The 17163-nt window shown below is 65.5% G+C and carries 18 protein-coding genes and 1 pseudogene; 2 read left to right on the top strand and 17 right to left on the bottom strand.

What is annotated here, in order from left to right; genetic code table 11:
• The 10 genes and pseudogenes from NFW30_RS07820 to NFW30_RS07775 form a co-directional block, all read right to left on the bottom strand.
• Positions 1-344, bottom strand: a pseudogene (locus tag NFW30_RS07820) (protein TolA); the annotation flags it as partial.
• A gap of 11 nt (positions 345-355) precedes the next feature.
• Positions 356-760 carry a protein TolR gene (gene tolR, locus NFW30_RS07815; protein WP_295353194.1) on the bottom strand — a complete coding sequence of 135 codons (405 nt, stop codon included), beginning with the start codon at positions 758-760 and terminating at the stop codon, positions 356-358.
• Positions 761-764: 4 nt separating this feature from the next.
• A complete protein-coding gene (gene tolQ / locus NFW30_RS07810; protein ID WP_034932331.1) occupies positions 765-1442 on the bottom strand; it encodes a protein TolQ in 678 nt (225 codons plus the stop codon).
• Positions 1439-1879, bottom strand: a complete 441-nt coding sequence (gene ybgC, locus NFW30_RS07805) for a tol-pal system-associated acyl-CoA thioesterase (RefSeq protein WP_295353200.1) — start codon at positions 1877-1879, stop codon at positions 1439-1441. The genes tolQ and ybgC overlap by 4 nt, the downstream gene beginning before the upstream one ends.
• A gap of 69 nt (positions 1880-1948) precedes the next feature.
• Entirely contained in the window at positions 1949-3013 is a 1065-nt protein-coding gene (gene ruvB, locus NFW30_RS07800; RefSeq protein WP_295353203.1) for a Holliday junction branch migration DNA helicase RuvB, read from the bottom strand.
• Complete coding sequence (locus NFW30_RS07795; RefSeq protein ID WP_295353205.1) at positions 3010-4089, bottom strand: AI-2E family transporter; 1080 nt, start codon at positions 4087-4089, stop codon at positions 3010-3012. Before NFW30_RS07795 ends, ruvB begins: the two co-directional genes overlap by 4 nt.
• A gap of 7 nt (positions 4090-4096) precedes the next feature.
• Positions 4097-4672 (bottom strand): Holliday junction branch migration protein RuvA, encoded by a 576-nt coding sequence (gene ruvA, locus NFW30_RS07790; RefSeq protein WP_295371960.1) that lies wholly within the window; start codon positions 4670-4672, stop codon positions 4097-4099.
• A complete protein-coding gene (ruvC, locus tag NFW30_RS07785; RefSeq protein WP_295353211.1) occupies positions 4669-5253 on the bottom strand; it encodes a crossover junction endodeoxyribonuclease RuvC in 585 nt (194 codons plus the stop codon). Before ruvC ends, ruvA begins: the two co-directional genes overlap by 4 nt.
• A complete protein-coding gene (locus NFW30_RS07780; protein WP_295353214.1) occupies positions 5250-6113 on the bottom strand; it encodes a DMT family transporter in 864 nt (287 codons plus the stop codon). Before NFW30_RS07780 ends, ruvC begins: the two co-directional genes overlap by 4 nt.
• A 128-nt stretch (positions 6114-6241) precedes the next feature.
• Positions 6242-7021: an IclR family transcriptional regulator gene (locus tag NFW30_RS07775; RefSeq protein ID WP_295353217.1), complete on the bottom strand. Its 780-nt coding sequence runs from the start codon at positions 7019-7021 to the stop codon at positions 6242-6244.
• Between the two features lie 215 nt (positions 7022-7236).
• Here NFW30_RS07775 and NFW30_RS07770 point away from each other — a divergent pair, with 215 nt between their 5' ends.
• Positions 7237-8958: a tetratricopeptide repeat protein gene (locus tag NFW30_RS07770; RefSeq protein WP_295353220.1), complete on the top strand. Its 1722-nt coding sequence runs from the start codon at positions 7237-7239 to the stop codon at positions 8956-8958.
• A 62-nt stretch (positions 8959-9020) separates the two neighbouring features.
• Here NFW30_RS07770 and NFW30_RS07765 read toward each other — a convergent pair whose 3' ends face one another.
• Complete coding sequence (locus tag NFW30_RS07765; protein WP_295353223.1) at positions 9021-9944, bottom strand: LysR substrate-binding domain-containing protein; 924 nt, start codon at positions 9942-9944, stop codon at positions 9021-9023.
• Between the two features lie 129 nt (positions 9945-10073).
• Between NFW30_RS07765 and NFW30_RS07760 the strand changes: the two genes are divergently transcribed.
• On the top strand, positions 10074-10541 hold the full coding sequence (locus NFW30_RS07760; protein WP_295353226.1) for a hypothetical protein: 468 nt from the start codon (positions 10074-10076) through the stop codon (positions 10539-10541).
• 58 nt (positions 10542-10599) lie between these two features.
• Here NFW30_RS07760 and NFW30_RS07755 read toward each other — a convergent pair whose 3' ends face one another.
• The 6 genes from NFW30_RS07755 to NFW30_RS07730 all read right to left on the bottom strand — a co-directional run bounded on the left by NFW30_RS07755 (position 10600) and on the right by NFW30_RS07730 (position 17026).
• Positions 10600-11358: an ABC transporter ATP-binding protein gene (locus NFW30_RS07755; protein WP_295353229.1), complete on the bottom strand. Its 759-nt coding sequence runs from the start codon at positions 11356-11358 to the stop codon at positions 10600-10602.
• Complete coding sequence (locus NFW30_RS07750) at positions 11355-13127, bottom strand: branched-chain amino acid ABC transporter ATP-binding protein/permease (RefSeq protein ID WP_295353232.1); 1773 nt, start codon at positions 13125-13127, stop codon at positions 11355-11357. The genes NFW30_RS07755 and NFW30_RS07750 overlap by 4 nt, the downstream gene beginning before the upstream one ends.
• Entirely contained in the window at positions 13124-14158 is a 1035-nt protein-coding gene (locus NFW30_RS07745) for a branched-chain amino acid ABC transporter permease (RefSeq protein WP_295353234.1), read from the bottom strand. The genes NFW30_RS07750 and NFW30_RS07745 overlap by 4 nt, the downstream gene beginning before the upstream one ends.
• A 79-nt stretch (positions 14159-14237) precedes the next feature.
• Positions 14238-15392 carry an ABC transporter substrate-binding protein gene (locus NFW30_RS07740; RefSeq protein WP_295353237.1) on the bottom strand — a complete coding sequence of 385 codons (1155 nt, stop codon included), beginning with the start codon at positions 15390-15392 and terminating at the stop codon, positions 14238-14240.
• Positions 15393-15484: 92 nt separating this feature from the next.
• Positions 15485-16258 carry a TSUP family transporter gene (locus NFW30_RS07735; protein WP_295353240.1) on the bottom strand — a complete coding sequence of 258 codons (774 nt, stop codon included), beginning with the start codon at positions 16256-16258 and terminating at the stop codon, positions 15485-15487.
• Between the two features lie 6 nt (positions 16259-16264).
• On the bottom strand, positions 16265-17026 hold the full coding sequence (locus tag NFW30_RS07730; protein WP_295353243.1) for a methyltransferase domain-containing protein: 762 nt from the start codon (positions 17024-17026) through the stop codon (positions 16265-16267).
• Positions 17027-17163: the final 137 nt, after the last annotated feature.

The raw sequence follows: 17163 nt of genomic DNA, 5'->3' as shown, positions 1-17163 counted from the left end.
GGCTTCGGCTCAGGCTTCGGCTCAGGCTTCGGCTCAGGCTTCGGCTCAGGCTTCGGCTCAGGCTTCGCTGGCGGCTTCGGCTCGGGTCTGGGCTCGGGTTTGGCTTCGGCCTTCGGTGTTGCCGGCCTGGGTTCCGGCCTCGGCTCGGGCTGCGCGCTCAACGGGGGCGCCGGTGCGGCACGCCAGACCTCGACTTCGACCGTCGCCGGCACCTTGCTCTTCCACTGCACGCCGAGGAACAGCGCACCCAGGAGCAACAGGTGGACGGCCGCGGAAAGGGCGAGGGACGGCCACTTCGCCGGCTCATCCGGCGGCATCCGCGGCAAGGTCTGAACCGCTTCCACAGCTCAGCGACTCACCTGTCGGAGGGCTGCACGAGGAGGCCGATGCGTTTGACCTGCTGCCGCTGGAGATCGTCCATCACTTCAAGGACCGCCTGGTAGCGGACGTTCCTGTCACCGGCGATGAGCACCGCCTGCTCCGGATTCCGGCGCTGCGCGCTGGCGATCTCCTGCACCAGTTCGCTCCGGCTCAGCGGTCGTTCGCTCTTGCCGGGAGCCAGCAGCGCCAGCGTCCGGTCGGCGCGGACGATCACCTGCAGCGCCTCGACCGGCGGTTGTGCAGCCTTGCCGACGGACGGCACGTCGATGCTGGCGGTGGTCATCATCGGTGCCGTCACCATGAAGATGACCAGCAGCACCAGCATGACGTCGATGTAGGGGACGACGTTGATCTCGTTCTTCAGGCGACGGGAACGCATGGCTCTACCTCATCTGCCGCTGCAGGATGTTCGAGAACTCTTCCATGAACGACTCGAAGCGCGACGACAGGCGGTCGATCTCGTGCGCAAAGCGGTTGTAGGCAACGACTGCCGGAATCGCTGCGAAGAGGCCGATGGCCGTCGCCACCAGCGCCTCGGCGATCCCCGGTGCCACCGCTGCCAGCGTCGCCTGGCCAACGTTCGACAGACCGCGGAACGAGTGCATGATGCCCCAGACGGTGCCGAACAGGCCGACATACGGACTGACCGAACCGACCGAGGCGAGGAAGGCGAGATGCGAGTCGATGCTGTCCATCTCGCGCTGATACGTGGCGCGCATGGCGCGTCGCGAGCCGTCGATGACGTCCTTCGGATCGAGGTTCTTCTGGCTGCGCAATTTGGTGAACTCACGAAAGCCGGATTCGAAGATGCGCTCCATGCTGCCCGTGCTGTGGCGATCGTTGATCGCGCTCTGGTAGAGACTGTTGAGGTCGCCACCACTCCAGAAGTCGCGCTCGAACTGCTCGGTCTGTGCGCGCGCAGCCTTGACGGTGAACCACTTGCGGAAGATGTAGTACCACGACATGAACGAGACGCCGGCGAGCAGCAGCATCACGGCCTGCACGACAGCGCTGGCGTTGAGGATCAGGTGCAGGATCGACAGGTCTTGCGAGACATTCATTGCAGTGCTTCCATCTTGTTGCGCAGAATTGCAGGGATCGATACCGCTCTCATCCGGCCCGCATGCACACAGACGATGTGCACGGCGGCGTGGATCAGATCCAGCGAGGATCGGTCGCCACCTTCCCCGGCGCGCCGGATGTGCTGCCGAAAGAAGACTTGGGCCCGACTGATCCGCTCCACTTCGAGGCCGACGATCAACTCGTCGTCCAACCGTGCCGGCCTGAGATACTCGACCGTGAGCTTGCGGACGACGAAGGCGATGCCCGGGTCGCGCAGCAGGTCGGCTTGCCGGTAACCGGCCGCGCGCAGCCATTCGGTACGGCAGCGCTCCAGATACTTCAGGTAATTGGCGTAGTACACCAGCCCGCCGGCATCGGTGTCTTCGTAGTAGATGCGCACCGCGCAGGTAAAAGTCGGTTTCCGCTCGTGGTCCATGGCCGGCCGCGATTCTACGGTAGCACCCTGTGGGCGAGTGTAAGTGATTGTGACCGCATCAGCCCACGCTCAGGGTACCTGCCAGAGTGCGCCCTGCCGCTGCTCGCCCGGGATGGTCAGGCCGAGATGCCGGTAGACCGCCGGCGTGGCGACGCGGCCCCGCGGCGTGCGCTGCAGGAAGCCCTGCTGGATCAGGAACGGTTCGAGCACATCCTCGATCGTGTCGCGCGCTTCGCCGATTGCCGCCGCCAGGTTGTCGACCCCCACCGGCCCGCCGGCGAACTTGTCGATGACTGCCGACAGCAGCTTGCGGTCCATCACATCGAGACCACCGTGGTCCACTTCGAGGAGCAGCAGCGCCGCGTCGGCCACCTCCAGCGTGATGTGGCCGGATGCCCGCACCTCGGCGAAATCGCGTACCCGCCGCAACAGGCGGTTGGCGATCCGTGGTGTGCCGCGCGAGCGGCGGGCGATTTCCAGCGCACCCGCTGCGTCGGCAGGAACCTTGAGCAGCTGCGACGAGCGGGCGACGATCAGGCTCAGCTCCTCGGGGGTGTAGAACTCCAGTCGGGCGACGATGCCGAAACGGTCACGCAGGGGGTTGGTCAGCATGCCGGCGCGCGTCGTCGCGCCAACCAGCGTGAACGGCGGCAGGTCGAGCTTGACCGAGCGCGCCGCAGGGCCCTCGCCGATCATGATGTCGATCTGGAAGTCCTCCAGGGCGGGGTAGAGGATCTCCTCGACGACCGGCGACAGGCGGTGGATCTCGTCGATGAACAGGACATCGCGCGGCTCGAGGTTGGTCAGGATGGCCGCGAGATCCCCGGCTCGTTCGAGCACCGGGCCGGAGGTCGAGCGCAGGTTGACGCCCATTTCGGCGGCGATGATGTGTGCCAGCGTCGTCTTGCCGAGGCCCGGTGGGCCGAAGAGCAGGACGTGATCGAGCGTGTCGCTGCGTTTCTTCGCCGCCTCGATGAAGATCGTCAGTTGCTCGCGGATCTTCGCCTGGCCGACGTAGTCGGCCAGGCGTCGCGGACGCAGCGCGCGCTCGATGGCCTCTTCCTGGGACGAGGTCGAGGCGGCGGACACCAGTCGTGCCAGCGGAAGCGCCGAGAGGTCTTCGGTCTCGATCATTGCGGCAGACCCTGATCCGCCGCAACCGATCGCGCAGCGGCGTGTGCCAGCCATTCACGGATCAGGACCTGACCAAGCGCCAGCAGGGTCGGACCGAGAAACAACCCGATGAAGCCGAAGACCAGCACACCACCAAACACCCCGACGACGATCAGCAGCAATGGCAGGCTCGAACTGCGCGAAATGAGGATGGGTTTGATGAAGTTGTCGACGCCGCTGATCCCGAACATCCCCCACAATACCATGAACACCGCCCAGCCAGTCTGCCCCTCGCTGTAGAGCCAGATGGCGGCGCCCATCCAGATCAGGGTGCCGCCGATCACCGGCACCATCGACAGGAAGAACATGGCGACCGTCAGGATCAGGACACCGGGAACGCCGGCAATGAGGAAGCCGATCATCGCCACCACCGCCTGCGCTGCGGCGGTGCCGACGATACCGACCATGACTCCCGTCACCGTTCCCTCGACCAGCGCCAGCATGCGCTCGCCGAGGTCGCCGGCAAGTGTCCGGCTGCCGACATGCAGCGCGTCGGCGTAGATGTGTGCATCGCGGAAGATGAAGAAGACGAAGAAGATGACCAGCAGCAACTGAAGCAGTCCCTGTGCCAGCAGTGCCGCGGTCGCCAGGGCCAGGTTGCGGGTCGGCTCGACGAACTGGTGCAGGAGATTGTTCATCTCCTCACGGCTGGCCACCAGCTTCTGCCAGTAGTCGGCGGCATCGCGCCCGACGAGGGGCAGCGTCGCCAGCCAGCTCGGTGGTTCCACCGGCAGGCCATTCTCCAGCAGCGGTTTGAGATAGCGGATGGCAAGTTCGATGCCGTCGGCAATCGACCCGGAGAGCAGTGCGACCGGCGCGACGAGGAGCAGCAGGAGCAGGATCGAGACCAGCAGCGCCGCCAGATTGCTGCGTCCGCGACAAAGCCACAGGAGCCGGTTGCGAATTGGCAGGGTGACGATGCAGATGACGACGGCGAAGAGCAGCGTGCCGGTGAAGGGCAGGAGCACGGCGATGCAGCCGGTCAGCAGCAAGGCGACGAGGGCGATCTGCAGAAGCTGCTTGTGGCTCGGATTCATCGTCGATTCAGACCTTTGACAACATCTTCAGCGCCTGTCGAATGCCATCCGCGGTCGTGAGGCCGGGTGCCAACTGCTTCAGTGCCGCCGCCGCTTCGCGCTCATTGTAGCCCAGAGCCAGCAGGGCATTGAGCACGTCGTCATGCGCATCGACCGTCGCGGTCGTACTGCTCGGCAGCGCGTCGGCGAGCTTGCCCTTCAGCTCGAGCAGGAGGCGCTCGGCGGTCTTGGTGCCGATGCCCGGGATCTTCGTCAGGCGGCCAACCTGCTGCTGCGCCACCGCCGCTGCCAGTTCGCCCACCGAGAGACCCGAGAGAACCGACAATGCAAGGCGGGCGCCGATGCCCGAAATCTTCAGCAACTGGCGAAACGCATGTCGCTCGCCTTCACTGGCAAACCCGTAGAGAAAATGCCCGTCCTCGCGCACGACGAAGTGGGTCAGCAGGCTCAGCCGGTCACCGTTCGCCGGCAGATTGTAGAAGGTGCTCATCGGCACGTCGAGTTCGTAGCCGACACCCTGCACGTCGAGTACCACCTGCGGCGGATTCTTCTCCAACAAGACGCCGGTCAGCCGGCCGATCATCGCTCACCCCCCTCCTTCTTGCCGACGACCTTCCTGAGGATCAACCGGCCGCCACGCACCTGCAGGCTGCCAGCCGCCAGACGCCCGAGTCCGTGTCCGCCGTGCGCGTGCGCGATGGCACAGGCGAGCGCATCGGCGGCATCGGCAGCCGGCATCGACGACAAGGATAACAGGTGACGCACCATGTGTTGCACCTGCACCTTGTCGGCGTGACCGTTGCCGACCACCGCCTGCTTCACCTGCAGGGCGGTGTACTCGGCAACGGCCAGTCCGCTGGTGACCAGGGCGCTGATCGCCGCCCCGCGCGCCTGCCCGAGAAGCAGGGTGGATTGTGGATTGACGTTGACGAAGACGATTTCGGTCGCTGCCTCGTCGGGTCGATGCTGCGCCACCAGCTCGCGCAATCCGGTGTGGATCGTTCCCAGGCGGGTGGGCAGCGAATCGCCGACCGTGGTCCGGATGCAGCCGCTGGCGAGGTAGCGCAAACGGCTGCCGACCTTCTCGATCACGCCGAACCCGGTGACGCGCAACCCGGGGTCCACGCCCAGGATGCGCAACGCAGGCAGCCCGGTCTCGCTCATCGTGGTGGCAAGCGCGCCAGATACACCCCGAGTACGGCCAGCAACATGCCCGCGATGGCCACGGCACCGAGGGTCTCGCCGAAGACCAGCCAGGCGATCAGCGCCGTGCTCGGCGGCGTCAGGTAGAAAAGACTGGCGACATTGACGGCGCTACCGCTGCGAATCAGTAGATTGAGGAGGCTGATCGCACCAACGGAAAGCACCAGGACGAGCCAGAGAAGGGCGAAAACGAACTCCGCCGTCCACTCGATGTGCATGCTTTCGGTCCACCACGCGACCACGGCAGTGCAGACCGCCGTCGGCAGGAACTGGACGACCGATCCGCTGCGCAGATCGAAGTGGGCACAGAAGCGCTTCTGATACAGCGTGCCGGCAGTGATTCCGAACAGCGCCGCAATCGCAGGCAGGAGCATCGCGACCAGCGGCAGATCGCCGATCCTGTTCGCCACCACCAGCGCCACTCCGGCCAGGCCGATGACCAGTCCCAGCCACTGCCGTGGCGCGACCCGCTCGCCGAGCAGAAAGCCGGCGCCGGCGGCGGTCAACAGCGGTTGCAGGCCGACGACCAGGGCCGTCACACCAGCCGGCAGTCCATTCTTGATCGCCATGAACACGCCGCCCAGGTAGAGCGCGTGCAGCAGCAGGCCGGAAACGCCGAGATGCAGCAGCTGGCGGCCACCGCTCGGCCACGGGGCGCCGGAAACGAGTGCCAGGATGGTCATCAGGGCGAGCACGAGCAGGTAGCGGACGAGCAGGAAGCTCAACGGTTCCGCGTAGGGCAGACCGAACTTGGCGCCGATGAAACCGGTGCTCCAGAGGAAGACGAAAAGAAGGGGCAGCATCGAGGGTACGGGGCGCATGGCATGGGCTCATTGCAGCCTGGCAGGAGTGTAGCAGGCGTCGCCCCAAGCTCGATCGCCTGCGCCTTGCGAGAGCTCACTGGCCGCCGGCGTACACCCGCTCCTGCTTCCGGAAGGACGTCGTCCGCTCACAGCGGCAGCGGCTGACGATAACCGAGTGCCTGTTCGATCCGGCTTGCCGTAGCCTTGATCGGCGCCACCCACTCCGGATCGTGGCGCTCGCTCGGTGCCGAGACCGAAAGTCCGGCGGCGAGGTGGCCCTCGTCATTGCGGATGGGCGCGGCGATGCAGCGCAAGCCGATCTCGGCTTCCTCGTTGTCGGTGGCGAAGCCGTGCCGGCGAATCCAGTCGAGCTCCCTCTCGAGCGCATCGAGGCGGGTCAGTGAATGCGGGGTCTTTCCGGGCAAACCGGTCCGGCGGGCATACGCGCGCACGTCAGCCGGACTGTCGGCAGCGAGGAACAGCTTGCCGACCGAGGTCAGGTGCAGGGGAGCACGCCCGCCAACCAGATAGACCACACGCAGGAGCGAGCGGCCGCTCGAAGTCCTTTCGACGTAGATGATCTCGTCCTCGTGGCGAACCCCCAGGTTGACCGCCTCGCCGATCGACTCGTGCAGTTGCTGCATGCAGGGCAGAGCCACCTGCCGGATGCTGATGCGCGACTTGACGATGTTTCCCAGTTCGAGCAGCCGGATTCCTAGCGTGTAGGTGCCGCTGTCGTGACGCTCGACAAGAGCCGAACCGATCATTGCCGCCAGGATGCGGTGCGCGGTCGAAGGGTGTAGGCCGGTGGCCTGTGCCAGCGCCTTCAGGCTCGCTGGTTCCGGCAGGTTGGCCAGAACTTCGAGCAGCGCCATCATTCGCTCGATGACCTGTATTGAGCCTTTGTCCGCCTGTTGTTCGGTCATTGCCTTCCTGTAGACCCGTCGATCCTGCGGCGAGCGGGATACGAACCGCGCACCACCAATTGTGCAGCGCGGTATCTTATCATCTACCGCCGCGACACGGCTGGTCGGCGGGCCCGGAGCCGCTCTCCGCCAATCGCCGGGAGGCAGCCGATGCGCTCGCGCGCCGAGTTCCGGCAGTGCTTGATGCACCTCGGAGTCTCCGGTAAGGTGTGGCCATGAACCCATCCGACGCCATCGCTGAGCTACTGCACAAGCTGGGCAAGGATCTGGCGCGCAAACGTGCGCTGCTGATCGACCGTTACCCCAATGCACGCAGCACGCTGCGGGCGATGCTGTCGACGATCGGCGTCACGACCGTGCATGCCGCCGGCACATCAGCGGAGGTCCTGCGACAGGTCAAGGCCAACAGTTTCGACATCATTCTCTCCGACTACCGGCTCGAGGATGGACGTGACGGTCAGCAGTTGCTGGACGAACTGCGGCAACAGCACCTGGTGAAACTGGCCACCGTTTTCATCATCGTCACCAGCGAGCGCACCTACCACAACGTCGTTTCGGTGGCTGAGCTGGCTCCGGACGATTATCTGATCAAGCCGTTTACGGCGGACGAACTGCGTGGCCGCTTGCTGCGCGCAATCAACAAGAAGCAGTTCCTGGCCGCCGTCTTCGATCACCTCGACAACGGCGCCTACGCGCAGGCGCTGCTCGCCTGCGACCGCCTCCTGGGGCAGGACAGCGGTTTCCTCATGGATCTGCTGCGCTGCAAGGGGGAGATTCTGAACGTGCTCGGACGTCCTGCAGAAGCGCAGGCGGTGTACCAGCAGGTGCTTGCGCAGCGGGTCCTTCCCTGGGCGCGAATGGGCCTGGCGGTCGCCTGCCGCAACCAGCAACAGTTGGCTGACGCCGAAGCCCTGGGGCAGTCGCTGGTCGAGGACTTTCCGGAGTTCACCGCCGCCTACGATCTCCTCGCCGGAGTCCGCGAAGAAATGGGCAAGCTGGCGGAAGCCCAGGCGGTGTTGCTGCAGGCGGCGGCGAAGTCGCCAAACAATGCATCAAGACAGCGGCTGGTCGGTGATCTGGCGGTGCGCAACAATGACCTGCCAACCGCCGAGAAAGCCTATGGCAAGGTGCTGGATCGTCGGCGCGGTTCGACCCTGAGCAATGTCGACGACTATACGAACCTCTCCCGAGTCCTGCTCGACCGCGGCCAGACCGACGGCGCCCACAGGATCACCGCACAGCTGCGGCGCGACTGGCGGGGCAGCAGGCAGGGCGAACTGGCGGCACTGGTCATGGAGACGCTCTGCGCCAACCAGGAAGGCAACCCGGCCAAAGCCCGCGAAATGATCGAGCAGGCGCTGCAGTTGAGCACGTCCCTGCACGAACCGGGCAAGGGCTCACCGCTGTCACACGCGCTCACCCTCGACCTGGCCCAGGCATGCCTGGCGACCGGCAAGGAGGAGGAGGCGCGGGACATCTTCCGCCGGGTGGCTGCCGAGAATCATGAGGATCGCAACATGATTGCCAAGGTGCAGGGCATCTACAGCAAGGCGGGCCGGGAGGCCGACGGGCAGGCGCTGCTGGCCGAAGTCGGCAAGGAGATCGTCGAACTGAACAACCGCGGCGTTCTGGCCGCACGCAACGGTGACGTCGAAGGTTCGGTCAGATTGCTGATGGAGGCCGCGGAGCGGGTGCCCAATCTGCAATTCCTGGTCAACGCGACGAAAGCGATCTTCACCCTCCTCGACCGCAAGGGCTGGGACGCCGACCTTGCGCGGCGCGGAATGCGTTACCTGCAGTTGGCGCAAGCGAAGGACATGCGCAATGTGCGGGTGATCTCGGCACGTGAACTGTACCAGCGCGTCGCGCGCAAGTACGGAGTGGCCCTGGTGCCGGCATCAGGCGTCGTGACTGCCGGCGGGCGGCCAACAACGTAGCCGGCAAAGAGGGGCGCCAAGGGTCAGCGGAACGACCCCCTTTGGCGCGATGCCCTCTGGCGTCAAGTGGCGGTCTGGTTGCTGTCCACAGGCGGCTGCCACCGTCCCCGCATTTCCTCGAGAAAGGCTCGCGCCGGCAGCGACAGGAGCTTGCAACGGCGATGCATGAGCAGCCACGGCTGGCGCAGCGGAAATCCGCCGACGTCCAGAATGCACACTTCCTGCTGGCGCGGATCCGTGCCCATTGCCTGCCGCGACAGGATGGCCAGTCCGGCGCCACTGGCGACCAGCTCGCGGATGGCCTCATTGCTGCTGACCGTCAGCTTGACGTCGAGCTTGATTGCCAGCTTCGCCAGGTGGGAGTCGATCGTCCGCCGTGAACCGGAGCCCGTTTCGCGCAGGATGAAGCGCTCGCCGCACAGCTCGGCCAGCTCGACCCGTCGCCCCACGGCCCAATGCGCGAGCGGCGCGATGACCACGAGCTCGTTGTCGACCAGCGGATGGGCTTCCACCTGCACGTCTTCCGGCGGATAGAGCAGGACGTAGAGGTCGTCCTGGTTGGCCCGCATGCGGGCAACGATGTGCTCGCGATCGGCCACCGCGAGCTCGACATGGACGTCCGGGTGGCGGCGAGAGAAGTCACCCACCAGGCGCGGCAGGAAGTACTTCGCCGTCGTCACCAGGGCGACCCGCAGGCGGCCACGCTTGAGGCCCTTGAGATCGGCAATGGTGGCCTCGAAGCTGGTCCAGAGGTCGTCCAGCGCGCGCGCCATCTGCAGCGTCTCCTCGCCGGCCTCGGTCAGTACCAGCGTGCGACCGACCTGCTCGAAGAGCGGCAGGCCGAGGGTGTCGGCAATCTGTCCCACCTGCAGGGACACCGCCGGCTGCGTCAGGTGAAGCTCCGCAGCAGCCTTCGAGAAGCTGCGATGGCGAGCGACGGCGGTAAAGCTCTCAAGTTGGCGAAGGGTGATTCTGCGGCGCGGCATGTATCAGTCGGAACAAATCGGTCACTCGATTATATCTTATTGGACTTTATGCATGCTCGACCCCATAGTCTGCCTTGTCCGCGGCCGTGCCGCGGATGTCAGTCGAACCAGTCAATCAAGGAGAAGCAAATGCGTCACTACACCACCGACAGCGCCGAAGCCATGTCACGAGTCGTTGCCCTCGCCCTGCTCGCCGATGGTGCGCTTGACCACCGGGAAGTCGAGTCGCTGTCGAGGCATGGAATCTTCGATCGCCTGCAGATCGCCCCGGCGACCTTCGATCGCGTGATTCACGAGTTCTGCGATGACCTGCTGCAATGCGCGCGGGCGCCGAATGTCGGGCAGATCGAGCTCGACCGGGAACTCGTCGATCATCTGCTCGACGACATCCGCTCACCGCAACTGCAGCAGCAGGCCCTCGGAGCGATCGTCGATATCGTCAATGCCGACGGCTGTCTCAATGGCGGCGAGGCAATCGTCATCTCCGAAGCGATGAGCCTCTGGGGACTGGAACTGCAGCGGGTGACCCACACGCTGGTCCGGCCAGCGCAGCCCTCGTCATCCGCGCCGCCGATCGTTCAGGGCTGGCTGGCATGATGCGGCACCAGGCCGTTGCCTGTTCCGGAAACCACTTCGCCACCGGGACAGACAACGCTCAGTGCCGGCCGCCCAGTCCGAGGTAGCTTTCGATGACGCGCGTATCGCTGGCGAGGGTTGCGCTTGGCCCTTCCAGCGAGATGCTGCCGGTTTCCAGCACGTAGGCGTAATCTGCCACCTGCAGCGCGGCGCGCGCGTTCTGTTCGACCAGGAGGATTGCGACACCCGTGCTCCTGAGCCCTGTGATGGTGCGGAAGATTTCCTTGATGACCAGCGGCGCCAAGCCGAGGCTCGGCTCGTCGAGCAGCAGCAACCGTGGTTTCGCCATCAGCGCCCGGCCCATCGCCAGCATCTGCCGCTCGCCGCCCGAAAGGGTGCCGGCCAGCTGCTGACGGCGCTCCATCAGTCGCGGGAAGATGTCGAAGACATGGTCGATCGTTTCCAGTTCATCACGATGGCCGGCACGGTACCGATCGAAGGCGCCCAGCAGCAGATTGTCGGTGACGCTCATTTCCGCGAACAGTTCGCGCTTCTCCGGCACCAGCGTCATCCCCTGCCGCACCAGTTGCTCGACGCTGCGCCCGACGCTCTGCCGCTCACCGAGATAGACCAGATCGCCACGCAACGGCAAGAGACCGATCAGCGCCGCCAGCAATGTGGTCTTGCCCGCACCGTTGGGGCCGATGACGGTCACGATCTCGCCCCGATGGACGCGCAGCGACAGGCCGTGCAGGGCTTCGACCTTGCCGTAACTGACCGCCAGGTCGCCGACCTCGAGCACCACGCTGCGCTCTTCGGCCGCCGGCGCGGCACTCATTCGACCCCCCCGAGATAGGCCTCGACCACTGCCGGATTGCGCTGGATCTCTTCCGGCAAGCCCGCCGCCAGCTTGCGGCCGAACTCCATGACGACCACCCGGTCGGCCAGGCCCATGACGAACTCCATGTCGTGCTCGACCAGCAGGATGCCGATTCCTTCCGCACGCAATCGGCGCAACAGTTCGGCCAGTGCCTGCTTCTCGCCGTAGCGCAGACCAGCGGCCGGTTCGTCGAGGAGCAACAGGCAGGGGTCGGCGGCCAGAGCCCGGGCAATCTCGACCAATCGCTGCCTGCCGAGAGGCAGCGTCCCAGCAGCTTCGTACATCTGGTCGCGCAGGCCGCAGCGCTCGATCTGCACGGCCGCTTCGTGCAGCAGGCGCGCATCCTCGTCACGATCGGCACGGCAGGCGGCGGCAATGAAGCTCTTGCGACCACGCAGGTGGGCACCAATGGCGACATTCTCGATGACGCTCATCGCCGGCAGCAGGCGGACATGCTGAAAGGTGCGGCTCATTCCCAGGCGAGCGATCCGACGTGCCGGCAGCGACTCGACACGCTGCCCACGAAAACTGACGCGGCCGGAAGTCAGCGGGTCCACACCTGAGATGCCGTTGAACATCGTGCTCTTGCCGGCCCCGTTCGGACCGATCAGGGCCATGATCTCGCCGGCGCGAACGCGGAAGCTGACACGGTCATTGGCCACCAGGCCACCGAAGCACTTGCTCGCATCGCTCACCTCGAGCAGTACGGCGCCAGGTTCCGGAAGCGATCGTCTCGCCAGGCGCGGCACTCCTTCGGTTGGCGTGCGGCGCACCTCCTGTGGCCAGAAGCGCTGCAGCATCGGCCATACGCCGTCGCGCGCCCGATGCAGGACGACGATCATCAGCAATCCGAAGACGATCATCTCGAAGTTGCCGCTCTGCCCCAGCAGGCGGGGCAACCAGTCCTGCAGCCACTGCTTGAGGACGGTGATCAGGCCGGCGCCGAGAATCGCGCCCCAGACGTGCGAGACCCCGCCCACGACGGCCATGAACAGGTATTCGATTCCCTGCGTCAGGGAAAACGGCGTCGGATTGACGAAGCGCTGCAGGTGGGCATAGAGCCATCCCGAAACGGCGGCATAGAGGGCGGCGACGGCAAAGACGACGATCTTCGAGCGGGGCGTGTTGACCCCCATCGCCTCGGCCATCACCGAGCCACCCTTGAGGGCACGTATCGCGCGCCCTTCGCGTGAGTCGAGCAGGTTGCGCGTCGCCAGTATCAGCGCCAGCAGGATCGCCCAGATCAGGTAGTAGAAATCGCGACCGGAGCGCAGTTCGAAGTCGAGGATGTGCAGTGGTGGCACGCCGGTGATGCCGGTGTGACCACCGAGTGCCGCCAGGTTGCCAAAAAGGTAATACAGGCTGATACCCCAGGCGATCGTGCCGAGGGGAAGGAAGTGGCCGGACAGCCGCAGGGTCACGAGACCCAGCGACAGGGCAACGATCGCCGTGACCAGCAAGCCCGCAGGCAGCGTCAGCCACGGCGACACCCCGTGCACCGTCGTCAGATAGGCGGTCGTGTAGGCTCCGAGGCCGGCAAAGGCCGCCTGCCCGAAGGAGGTGAGGCCACCGACACCGGTCAGCATCACCAGCCCGAGGGTGACGATGGCGTAGAGGCCGATGTAGTTCAGCAGCGTGACATGGAACTCCGGCAGCAGCGCTGGCGCCACCAGCAGTAAGACGACGAAGATCGGCAGGAGAACCGTCGCGTGCAGACTGCGCTTCATGCCTCCTCCACGTGACGCGTCTTCAGCGATCGCCAGAGCAGCACCGGGATGATCAGGGTGAACACGATCACCTCCTTGAAGGCGCTCGCCCAGTATGAGGAGTAGGCTTCGAGCAGGCCGACCAGAACGGCACCGGCAGCCGCCGCCGGATAGCTGGCAAGCCCGCCGATGATCGCACCTACGAAGCCCTTGAGGCCGATGAGGAAACCCGAATCGTAGTAGACGGTGGTGATCGGTGAGATCAGCACGCCGGAAAAGGCGCCGATGGCGCCGGCCAGGGTGAAGGAAAGCAGTCCCGCGAGGTCCCCGGAGATACCCATCAGGCGGGCACCCGTGCGGTTCATCGCCGTCGCCCGCAGGGCCTTGCCGTACAACGTCCGTTCGAAGAAGAGATAGAGCGCAACGATCAGCAGGGCGCTGGCGACGATGACCAGGAGTGTCTGCCCCTGCAGCACGACATCGCCGACCGCGAAGTTTGCATCGGTGAACGCCGGCGTCCGTGAACCCTCGGCGCCGAAGAACAGCAGCCCGATGCCGGTCAGCGTCACATGCACAGCGACCGAAACGATCAGCAGCGCCAGCACCGATGCCTCGGCAACGGGCTGATAGGCCAGGCGGTAGAGCATCGGTCCGAGCGGGACAACCAGCATCAGGGTCAGCAGGACCTGCACCAGGAGGGGCAGGCTTGCGGGCGAGACCGCCAGCAGGCTGGCTGCCAGGAGCAGCGGTGCGCCACAATTGATCAGGATGATGAGCGGCAGGCGGTGGAAGCGGCGCGCGCGCACTGCCGTCGTGCACTCGATGAGGCCGATCGCTGTCCCCATCGCGAGCAGCAGCCAGACCGTACCCGGCAGCTTGCCTGCCTGCAGGCTGGCCAGCGTCAAGGCGCCAAAGGCGACGAACTCGCCCTGCGGGATGAAGATCACCCGCGTCACTGCGAAAACGAGAACCAGCGCCAGCGCCAGCAGGGCGTAGATGGCGCCGTTGGTGACCCCATCCTGGCCCAGCAGCAATGCAATCTGCAAATCCATCAACACCATCCAGTCGCTGCGGCTGCCGATGGCGGCAGCCTGCGGGCGGCGCCTCTGGCGATCACGGGTCCCGCAGGCACTATTCGACGAGCTTCCAGGTCCCGTTGTCGATGCGCACCATCACCCGCGCCCGCTGATCGAATCCGAGATGGTCCTGCGGGCTCATGTTGAACACTCCGTGCGCAGCCGTGAGATTCGTCGTCTTCTCCAGAGCCTGGCGCAACGCCTTGCGAAACTCGGGCGTTCCCGGCTGCGCCTTCTTCAGTGCTTCCGGCACGGCATGGGCCAGCAACAGGCTGGCGTCCCAGGCATGCGCGCCGAAGGTCGAGACCGTTCCCTTGCCGTTCATCGCCTCGTACTTCGTGACATACTCGAGCGCCACCTTCTTGATCGGATTGCTGTTGGGCAGCTGGGCGGCCACCAGGACGGGACCGGCAGGCAGGAAGGTGCCTTCGCAGTCCTTGCCGCAGACACGCAGGAAGTCGGCGTTGGCCACCCCGTGCGTCTGGTACATCAGCCCCTTGTAGCCCTTTTCCTTGAGCGACTTCTGTGGCAGGGCGGCCGGTGTCCCGGCGCCACCCACGAGAACCGCGTCCGGCTTGGCGGCAAGGATCTTCAGTACCTGCCCGGTCACCGACGTGTCGGCCCGATTGAAGCGCTCGTTGCCGACGATCTGGATCTTGCGCGCCTCGGCGATCCTCGAGAACTCGTTCCACCAGCCCTCGCCGTAGGCGTCGGCGAAACCGATGTAGGCCACCGTCCGGACCTGGTTGTCGAGCATGTGCTGGACGATCGCCGTCGCCATCTGGGCATCGTTCTGCGGTGTCTTGAAGACCCAGGCGCGCTTGCCATCCATCGGATCGATGATCCGCGCCGAAGCCGCCATCGAGATCATCGGCGTCTCGCCCTCGGCAACGACGTCGATCATCGCCAGCGAGTTGGGAGTGGTCGTGGAACCGATCACCACATCGACCTTGTTCTCGGAGATCAGCTTGCGCGTGTTCTTGACTGCCGTCGTCGTGTCGGAAGCGTCGTCGAGGATGATGTAGTTGATCTTCTGGCCAGCGATCGTCGTCGGCAAGAGGGAGAAGGTGTTCTTCTCCGGAATCCCCAGCGAAGCAGCCGGACCGGTTGCCGACAGCGTCACGCCGACGTTGATCTCGGCACGCACACCGGCAGCGGGAACGATTCCCAGCAAGGCCAGCAGACTGGCCAGCAGCAGCTTGATTCTCATGCGTCCTCCCGTAAGTTGCCTGAACTTCCTGCAGCCGGCGAGTGCACGGCAGCAGGTAACCATTGTGCGGCCGCGGGCAGCGCGAGACAAGTCTAATGGAAGGTGTCGTAGGCGAACTTGAGGATGAACACGCTGACGACGGCGAGGAAAGCCCGCCTGACGAAGGTACTGCCATGCCGCAGTGCGAGATGTGTGCCGACGAACGAGCCGACGACATTGCACGCCGCCATCATCACCGCCAGCAACGGCATCAGATGGCCGTGCGGGATGAAGAAGCCGAGCGCCGCCAGATTGGTCGCCACATTGACGACTTTCGCTGCCGCCGAGGCGTGCAGAAAGTCGAAGCCAAAGAAACGGATGAAAAGGAAGATCAGGAAACTGCCGGTGCCCGGGCCAAAGAAGCCGTCATAGAAGCCGATGACCCCGCCCAGCAGCAGTGCGTAGGCAAACTCGCGCCGCCCGGCATGCTGTGGGCGATGAGTGCTGCCGAAGTCGCTGCGCGCGAAGGTATAGGCGGCGGCGCCGATCAACAGCAGCAGGATCAGCGGCCGCAGCACCGCCGGCGGCAGCCAGGCCACCGCCATCGCACCGAGATAGGAACACGCCAGCGCGGCCGCCGCCGCCGGCAGCGTCGTGCGCCACGGCATCTCGACACGCCGGGCATAGCGCCAGGCGGCGCTGCTCGTCCCGAAAATGCTGGAAAACTTGTTCGTCCCGAACAGCGTTGCCGGCAGCTCGCGTGGCAGCGTCTGGAACAGTGCGGGGATCTGGATCAGGCCGCCGCCGCCGACGACGGCATCGATGAAGCCGGCAAACAGGGCTGCGACCGCAAGCCCCACCAGCGGCAGGGCATCGAGTCCGTACATGCGGCTTCAGCGCCGGGCGACGAAGAACAGGCGCTTGAAAGGGAAGAGCGTCGTGCCGTCCGCAGCGGGCCGATGGACGGCAGCCAGCCGCTCGCGATAGGCGGCGAGGAAGCGGTTGGCGGCGGACTCGTCGAGCCGCTGCATGAAGGGCAACAGGGTCGTCCCCTTCATCCATTCGATGATCGGGTCCTCGCCGCTCAAGACATGCCAGTAGGTGGTCTCCCACAGCTCCAGCTGACTGCAGAGCGGCCGCAGCAGCCGCTCGTATTCGGTAGGGGACAGGATGCTGCCCATGCGAGCGCTGCCCAACGCAGCGCGCCAGCCAGCCTCGGCAGCGAGCTGGCGAAGGATATGGTGGGCCGGCTCGTCAAAGTTGGCCGGCATCTGAACCGCCAGGATCCCATGCGGAGAAAGCTGGCCGAGCAGTTCGGGAAGCAGCGAGCGATGACCGGGCAACCAGTGCAGGACCGCATTCGAGAACAGCAGGTCGGGGCTGGTGTCGGCCCGCCAGCCGGCGATGTCAGCCTGCTGCCATCGTATGGCGGACGGTGTGCTGGCGGCTCTGGCGAGCATCGCCACATCACTGTCCAGGCCGATGACCGCCGCCGCCGGCCAGCGCTCGGCAAGCAGCCGGGTGACGTTGCCGGCACCGCAGCCGAGATCGACGATGCGCCGGGGCTGGGAATCGCCCAGCCTGGCCAGCAGATCGAGCGCCGGTCGCAGCCGGGCGTCGGCGAACCTGAGATACTGCCCCGGATTCCAGCTCATCTGCGCGCCCATCACCTTCGCCGTGCGCCGGCGCAAAATGCCAACGGGGCTCGATGTTACCTCACCTTTCCTGACGCTGGGCAGTGCCGATCGTCGTCGGCGAACGACTGCCACTGATTCCGGCGACGAGCAACCCC

It is taken from the genome of Accumulibacter sp., from assembly GCF_023806635.1.
Taxonomy (GTDB): Bacteria; Pseudomonadota; Gammaproteobacteria; order Burkholderiales; family Rhodocyclaceae; genus Accumulibacter.
The sequence above is the reverse complement of the archived record's forward strand: the minus strand, read 5'-3'. Positions and strand labels throughout refer to the sequence as shown.